The 7977-nt window shown below is 66.9% G+C and carries 6 protein-coding genes; all 6 read right to left on the minus strand.

Annotation, left to right across the window (positions count from 1 at the left end):
- Positions 1-55: 55 nt before the first annotated feature.
- A complete protein-coding gene (locus HCH03_RS11395) occupies positions 56-1150 on the minus strand; it encodes a helix-turn-helix domain-containing protein (protein ID WP_221689589.1) in 1095 nt (364 codons plus the stop codon).
- 126 nt (positions 1151-1276) lie between these two features.
- Entirely contained in the window at positions 1277-2683 is a 1407-nt protein-coding gene (locus HCH03_RS11400) for a helix-turn-helix transcriptional regulator (RefSeq protein ID WP_221689590.1), read from the minus strand.
- Positions 2684-2938: 255 nt separating this feature from the next.
- Positions 2939-4714: an FAD-dependent oxidoreductase gene (locus HCH03_RS11405; protein WP_221689591.1), complete on the minus strand. Its 1776-nt coding sequence runs from the start codon at positions 4712-4714 to the stop codon at positions 2939-2941.
- A gap of 233 nt (positions 4715-4947) precedes the next feature.
- Entirely contained in the window at positions 4948-5487 is a 540-nt protein-coding gene (locus tag HCH03_RS11410) for an NYN domain-containing protein (protein ID WP_080143624.1), read from the minus strand.
- Between the two features lie 9 nt (positions 5488-5496).
- Complete coding sequence (gene rlmB, locus HCH03_RS11415; RefSeq protein ID WP_221689592.1) at positions 5497-6243, minus strand: 23S rRNA (guanosine(2251)-2'-O)-methyltransferase RlmB; 747 nt, start codon at positions 6241-6243, stop codon at positions 5497-5499.
- 117 nt (positions 6244-6360) lie between these two features.
- The gene (locus tag HCH03_RS11420; RefSeq protein WP_221689593.1) at positions 6361-7848 is read right to left on the minus strand and encodes a sensor domain-containing diguanylate cyclase; all 1488 of its coding nucleotides are present in this window, start codon (positions 7846-7848) and stop codon (positions 6361-6363) included.
- Positions 7849-7977: the final 129 nt, after the last annotated feature.

Below are 7977 nucleotides of genomic sequence, written 5' to 3' on the forward strand. Positions count from 1 at the left end.
TCGGACCCTGCGGTGGGCGCATCGTGCCGAGCTTCCTTATGCCCTTCGGAGCCCTCTACGAGAACCGGTATTCACCGAACGAGCACCGGGCCAGCTCGAGGCTGCCGTCGCGCATGGCGGCGTCGAGCGCTTCGGCCTCGATGTTCTCCACGCTGAAGCTGCCGTAGCCGGTGTTCAGCACGAGCTCCGCCAAGCGCGGCGCGTCTTCCGCCGACGCAGCGGACGGCGGGCTCGACAACGGAACGGAGATGGTCAGGTCGTGGGCGATCGCTTCCCGATCGTCCCATGCGCGCGTATCGCCCGCCCACACCTCGAGCGTCGACCCCTTCTTTTGGAAGCAGCCCTGCTTGATGACGTCGAGGCCGTGCTCTTCGATGCGCAGAGGACGGAGGTTCGGCATCGATTCGATCTTGACCTCGCCGGCCGGCCAGTTCACCACGATGCGGTCGATGCCGGAGAAGTTGATCTCGTCCACATGGGTGCTCGTGACGCCGAGCGCGTCGGTGACGCGCGGATGGGGACCCGTGAGGACGAACCAGCCGAGCGCGCTCAGAGCAAGCAAGGCGACGCACAGCACGCAGACGACGGCTCGGTAGAAGCCCCTTCGCCAAACGCGCGGAGCAGCCGCACCGGACGGCCCCTCGGCAGCTTGGCCGGCTGGCGATTCCCCGGTGCCGGACGGGTCGGGGGCGGCCGGCGTCGGCGGCCCGCCCGTCGGCGCCTCGAGGGCGGGAGCGCCGGTCGCGTCCGAGTCGAGCCCGGGCGCCGCACCGGAAAGAGAATCCGCGGGTGCGTCGCGGCTCGCCCCGCTAGCAACAGGGGCGGCTCCGAACTTGACGGTGTCGATCCTGGACGACCCGTTGTCGGAGCGTCCTGGGCGCGCGTCACCCGTAGCTGCGCTCGGTTCGAGCGTTCGGGCGGAACGCTCTTCCGCCGCCTCGTTTACTGCGTCGAGGCCCGCAAGCTCGTCGAGCGTCACTCCGTACAGGTGCGCGAGCGCGATGAGGTTCTCCGTGTCGGGAGCCGCCTCGGCCCTCTCCCACTTCGACACGGCCTGGCGCGACAGGCCCAGCTTTCGGGCGAGCTCTCCTTGAGAATACCCCTGGGCACGGCGCAGCCGCGCCAACCGATCGGCGACCGAGAATTCCATGCGGCGCTCCTTCCGCGCTTCCGGCGGGAACGTTTGTGCTGCAGTTCGGAAGCGATGGCCCGATCATACCGGCTGCGCAGGCGGCGCGCCAGTAATTCGAGTGCGCACTTTGACAACTTCGGGTTGTCAACGAACGTCGTGAACGACGTCCAGGAGCTCCTCCTTGGAATGGACGCCCAGCTTCCCGTAGATATGGCGCACGTGGGTCTTGACGGTGTTCGTGGACACGAACAGTTCCTCGGCAATGAACGGCGCGCTGCGACCTTGGGCAAGGTAGGATAGGATCTCGGCCTCGCGCTTGGAGAGCTGGGCGCGCTCGGCCAAGTCGCGGCAGCGCTCCTCCTGCAAGCGCGCGAGGTCGGTGGGCTCCTCCGCACCGCGCCGGCGTTGGCGCAGCACCGGCACCAGGCCCACGGCCATCAGGTACAGCACCATGCCCGTTTGAGCCGTGGTACTCATAGCGGCGTCGCCCACCCACGGCCACACCTCCACCACGGCGAAGAACCATGTCGCGAAGGCCGCCGTGGCAACGCCCCACGTCGCGACGAGCGAGGCATCGTCGCCCGTGGACAGGCGCACCCAGAACAGCTCGGCCATGATCGCGATGGCGCAACCGAGCGGGATGCTGAACGCGAAGCGCCCGACGGTTCCCGTGAGCGCGCCGAAGAACCAGATGAGCTGCAGGCTGGCGACGCACAAGAGCGGGGCCAACTGGTAGACCACCTTGAAATCGCGCCACGCCGTCCGGCGCACGGCGACGCACAACAGCATCGAGCCGACGAGGAAGCCCGTGGCCGTGCCCCATGCGCTCTCGGGCCCCGGATTGTTCGCAATGGATGTTCCCGTCAGGTGAGCTCCCCACTGGGACGCCGAGATGAAAGCGCACAGCAGCAAGCCCACGACGATCTCCCAGTTCTGGGAGAAGGCTCCCAAGACCCGAAACGGCGCCCGATCGACCGGCACGGATGCGACGGGCGAGGCGGCGGGAGATGCCGAGCGCGGAACGACGGCGGCCGCGACAAGGCCGACCGCCACGACGAGAGAAGGCGTGAGCGGGAACGCATCATGCAAAGCCAGCGCGAGAAGCTTGAGCAGCGCCGCCGCGACCCCGGCGAGCGAGATGCCGAACAGCGCGACGCGCTCGTCAAGGGCCGAGAAGGCCGATCCCCAGCGAATCACGGCGGCAGCGAAGCCGGCCCCGAACACGATCCCGCACAAAGCAAGGGCCGCTTCGGACAGTCCGGCCATCCGAACGCCCCAAGCGCCAACGAACGCGAGGGCCGCGAGCAGCGAGCCGAAACTCGCACGGCCAGCCGGCTTCACGGTAGACCGCCGCGCCCGCAAAGCCAGCAGCAGACCGGCAACCACGGCCGCGACGAGCGCCGCGCGAAAGAACACGTGCACGGAAGCGGACGAACCGAACAACGGGTCGATCACATGGGGGTTGTCCATGAGCATGACGACGACGCCCACCAAGCCGCCGACGGCGACGTACGGTCGCGCCTGCGACAGCGCCGCTTCGGTTTCCGCCATGGATCCTCTTTCCTCGCATGCCTAATCCTGCCGCTGCATTCTACCATGCGCCGCGAGAACAGAGCGGAGCCGGTCGCAGAGACCGGCCCCGGACGCCGCACCGCCAAGGAGGGAGGGAGCTTGGACGGCGGGCAGAAGATCGATGATAGCGGCGTCGCGCCGTTCATCGCGGCGTTGGTTGCGGCGATGGTCGGCGGCATCGCCGGCGCGACGCCTCCTGCGAACAGGCGCGACCCCTCGTCGTTGCCTGCGGCTTTACACCTGCTGGACGGCGTTCTTGCCGGCCACGTAGCCGTAGTACAGCGCCATGGAATGGCTCACGCCCTTCAGGCTGATGGGATACTGCACGGCGAAGCGGTCGCCCTGGATGTTGCCGGCGGCGTACAGACCGGGGATAACGTCTCCCGCGTTGCTGTACACGTGCGCGTCCTCGTCGCTGGCCAGGCCGCCCAGGCACACCAGCATGAGCGCAGGCTCCATGGCCACGGCGTAGTACGGCGGCGTCTCCAACGCGAACAGGCGCGAGGACACCTTGCCGAAGTCCTCGTCTTTGCCGGCGTGAGCCAGCTCGTTGTAACGCGCCACCGATGCGAGGGCCGCCTCCTTGTCGATGTCGCCTATCTGGTCGAACAGTTCTTCCAGCGTGTCCGCCTTGAAGCAACGGCCCTCGGCCACGGCCGCGTCGAGCTTCGCCTGGGACTTGTAGTTGCGGTAGGTCTCGTTGTTCTTCGGCAGCGACTCGTCGTAGTAGCATGCCACGCCATGACCGGCCGGCATGTACTGCAGCTCGTCCTTCCACGCGCCGTCCCAAATCTGATAGGACGTCTTGTCCTTCAGAAGCTCTATCTGGTTCTCAACCTGCTGGCCGGGCACGTCCTCGTTCATGAAGCGCTTGCCGTGCTTGTCCAGCTGCAGGAAACCGGCGATGCCCATGACGCCCTCGCCGCTGATGTCGGCCCCGCCGCCCATGTGGTGGATCATGGGGGCATGATGCTGCTGGATGGCCGCATCGACCCAGGCGCCCAGCTTCAGGCCGTCGCCCGTGTTCGTGGGGTTGCCCTCCACGTCGACGTTCGGGAACATCTCCTGAATGCCGTTCTCCACGACTTCGGGGCAGTAGTAGCCCAGGATGTCGGTGTTGCTGGCATAGTCGCCGGTTGCCAGGATAACGCCCTTCTTCGCCGTCGCCTTCACGTAGGAGCCGTCCTTCGCGTTGCGCGCATAGCAGCCGGTGCAGCGGCCGTCTTCCATAATCAGCTTCTCCACGAAGTAGCCGTAGAACGGCGTGACGTCGCTTTCGCTTACGGCCTTCTCCATATTGGCCTCGAGGACCGGCGCTTGGCTGGGCAGCAGCTCCACGGACGTCGGATACACCGGATGCTCCTCCTTCGTCCAGTCGTAAGCCTCGGGCAACGGCTGGAAGATGGGAATGAGGTACGACGCGGCGCCCTCGTCGGGAACTTCGCTGCGCGTGGTGTCGCAGATGTAGAGGTCCTCCTTCGCGCCGATGTACCAGTCGAACACCTCGGCGCCGTGCCGGGCCCACTTGCTCATGATGGAGCGCTTCGTCTTGTACGAGCACTCGTCCATATGGTGGTCGACGATCTGATCGGCATCGAACGTGTCGCGCCCCCAACGCGCCTCCAGATCGCCGTTGATGACGGCGAACTCGCCGCTGCGGCACTGCGGGCCCTCGGCCTTCTCGAACACGACGACCTGAGCGCCCTCTTCGCCTGCGGCGCGTGCCGCCGCCACGCCGGCCAATCCGCAGCCGACGACCACGACGTCGGCCTCCACCGTCTCCTTCACGTCGGCGTCGGCGATAGCGGGCTCGGCACCGAGCCAGGTGAGCTCGCCCGAAGCCGCCGGATTGCCGGCAGAGGACGTCGAGCCCTTGGACGACGAGTCGGCGGCCTTCGCATCGCTCGTTTTCGGACTGCAGCCCGCCAAGCCGAACGCCGCCGCACCAGCGGCCACCGCGCCGAAACCGAGGAACTGCCGCCTATCGAGCGAGAACTTGTTTTCAGACATCGTGCTTCCTCCTTATGCACCGAGGCGGGCCGATCCCTTCGTCGACCCCCACCCTCCTGATGGCAAGCATACGGCGAAAAGCATGGGGCGTTTATCGCCTGAATGGATGAAACACCTGATGGAGCTATCACCTTATCGGGTGATACCGAGGGAAACCGCCTTCCGAGCACCGGGGCGGAAGACACGGCCGCCTTGGGGGACGGCGGCTGGGACGAGCGCGAGCGACAAGAACGTCACCGCGCGTTGTCGCGCAGAGCTTTCAGCTTCGCCAGGGTTGCCGGGTCGATGCGGGCGGCCACGGTGTTCTTCTCGGCCACCTTCGGGGTGTCGTCGAGGCGGGCTTCCTCGTAGTGCATGGCGACCTCGCGGGAGAAGCCGTTCGCGCTCATGCGGTCGATGCCGAAGCCGAACACGGTGTCTTGGATGGTGGCATCGCTGGTGACGACGAGTGTTTCCACCTGGCGCTCGCGCGCGTCATGGGCGAGCTTCTCGATGACCTTGTCGGCCGACTGCCCCGCCGGCGAGAACATGATGCGCACGCCGCCCACGCTCTCGGCCTCGCCCGTGGAGAACTCGTTGCGGCCGCCGTCGAACACAATGATGGCGCGCCAATCGCGCCCGGCGTAGTTCACCACGTCGTTGATGAGCGCCTCGCGGGCGGTGTTGAACGCGTCGTCCGTGTAGTCGGGCCCGGCTATCTGCTGGTAGCGACTGCCGGAGCGCAGCACGTTGTACCCGTCGACGAGCAGCAGTTTTTTGCGTTGCTTGGGCACCGGCTCAACCTAGTAGTTTTGGCGGAGCCACTCGTACATGCAGGCGGTGGAGGCTTGCGCGACGTTGAGGGAGGCCACTTCGCCCATCTGGGGCAGCTTCACCAGAAAGTCGCAGCTCTCCTTCACCACGCGGGACAGGCCCTCGGCCTCGTTGCCCATGACGAGCGCGATCTTGCCCTTCAGGTTCGAGCGCCAGATGACGTCGTCGGCCTGCTCGCTAGCACCCGCCACCCAGAAGCCGCGCTCCTTGAGGCGCGCCATGATCTGCACGAGGTTCGGCACCTGCGCCACGGGCATGTGCGCGATGGCGCCGGCCGAGCTCTTGTAGGTGGAGGCGTCCACCTTCGCGCTGCGCTTGTTGGGGATGACCAGGCCGCAGGCGCCCACGGCCTCGGCGCTGCGCGCGATGGCGCCCAGGTTGCCGGCGTCGGTGAGGTGGTCGAGGATGACGACGAGCGCCCGGCCGTCGTGCTCTTCGGAGTAGGTTTCCGCTGCGCGCTCGATCTCGGTGATGTCCACGTAGGCGTGCGGCTTCGTCTCCGCCATGACGCCCTGGTGGCTGCCGCGCTCGGACTTCTCGTCGAGCTGCTTGCGCGGCACCGTGACCACGGGCACGTCGAAACGCTTCGCCTTGCGCAGGATGTCCTCCACGAGGCCGTCGCGCTTCGCGTTGTCGGCCAGCAGGATGCGCTTGATGGGCACCTGCGTGCGCAGCGCCTCGATGATGGGGCGTTTGCCCTCGATGTAGTCAGCCATGAACAGTGTCGCTTTCCGCAGCCGGACCGGCCGGCTTGTCGCGCTTCGGGTTCGATATCGAACGAAAAGTGTACCACGCCCGTGCGCGCGCGAGCGGGCCTTCGATAAAAAACCGCGTCAATCGCCCAGCGAAGGCGGCGGGAACGCCGGGGGCGCCGGCTTCGCCGGGCAGCCGCCCTCCGGATAGGCCATGCCCTCCAAGTAGGCCACGGCGCAGTTCTTTCCCTCGGCCTTCGCGCGGTAGAGGGCGATGTCGGCACGGCGGTACAGCTCGGAGAACGGATGCGGGTCTTGCGAGACCACCACGCCCACGCTGAGGCTGACGTCGTGCGGAAGGCCGCGATCGGCCGCCGCGCTGCGGAACGCGGCGATAAGGGCCTCGGAGCGCTCCATGGCGACGCGCGGGTCGTACACGTCGCGCATGAACACCATGAACTCGTCGCCGCCCAAGCGCGCGACGACGTCGCTCGTGCGGAACAGCGCGCGGGCGGTGTCCGCGAAAGACGTGAGCAGCTCGTCGCCCACCAGGTGGCCGAACTGGTCGTTGACCGACTTGAAGCAGTCCACGTCGGCCAGCAGGCACGCATAGGACACGTCGGGTTGCTTGGAAGCGCAGTACTCCCGCAGCCGGCTTTGGAGGTACGAGCGGTTGTAGGCCCGCGTCAACGAATCGGTGGAAGACTGCTCCAAAAGCTCGTATTCCCCCGAAACGTCCACGATCTTGCCCACGTACTTCACGAGCCTGCCCTCGCTGTCGTAGATGCGGCGGCCCAGGACGCGCTGGTGCACGTACGTGTCGCGATCGCCTTTGCAATCGTCGAAGAAGAACACGGGGCGCAGGCGGTATACGTACGCGTACGCGTCGTGCTCCGTGCCGGGCTCGGGCTTGGCCTGGGACAGCAGGCGCGTGTCGGCGACGTAGCGTTCGCGGTCGTCGGGATGCACGAAGCCGCTGGGGTCGAGCGTGCTCTTGCAGTGCTCCACCACGACCTTGTTGCGCCTGATGTTAGGGTTTTCGCCGAAGCGGGTGGAGAAAAGGTGCAGCGTGTCGCGCACCACGTCGTACTCGTAAATGATGTCGTCGGACAGCTCCGAGACGATCTCGTAGCGCTCGCGCTCGATCTTGGCCTGGGACAGCACGGCGTCGACGTCGACCGCGCCCACGTCCCGCGCGGTCATGCCGCGCGACGCCGCCTCGCCCTCCGGCGTATCGGGAGCCGAGCTGTGCACGTGAACGACAAGCCACTCGTCGCCGACCGGCGCGTACACGAACGTGAGGCGGCGCACATACTCGTCGGCGGCGTCCCCTTTCGTGGCGCGCGTGCGCAGGCTGGACAGCACGACCGCACATGCCTCGTTGCGGTAGGTCAGGTGGCATTCGTGGGACACGATGCGCGATCCGATGCGGCGCGCGTACGCGCACGAGGCCTCGAGCAGGCGCGCGACGTCGTCGCTGTTGAAGGCGTGCAGGTCCGCAACGTAGCCGAAGCAGGTCGCTCGCGATGGGTCGAGGTAGGCAAGCGTGGCGTCGAGGTCGCCCCGTTCGTAGCAGGCTTCCACGAACCCGCGCGTTTTATCGACCAGCAAGAATGCCAGGCTCCCCATCGTGTTCGCTTCCCTCGCCCGCTTCGTCGGATCGGCGTTTTCCGTCTCAATTGAGGGCACCATGCTAGCATAATGTCAAGGCACAATGCGGGCCGCCCCCCCCCCCGCGGGGGGGGGGCGCCCCCGGGG

Origin of the sequence: Gordonibacter massiliensis (ex Traore et al. 2017), assembly GCF_019731765.1 — a bacterium.
Classification (GTDB): domain Bacteria; phylum Actinomycetota; class Coriobacteriia; order Coriobacteriales; family Eggerthellaceae; genus Gordonibacter; species Gordonibacter massiliensis.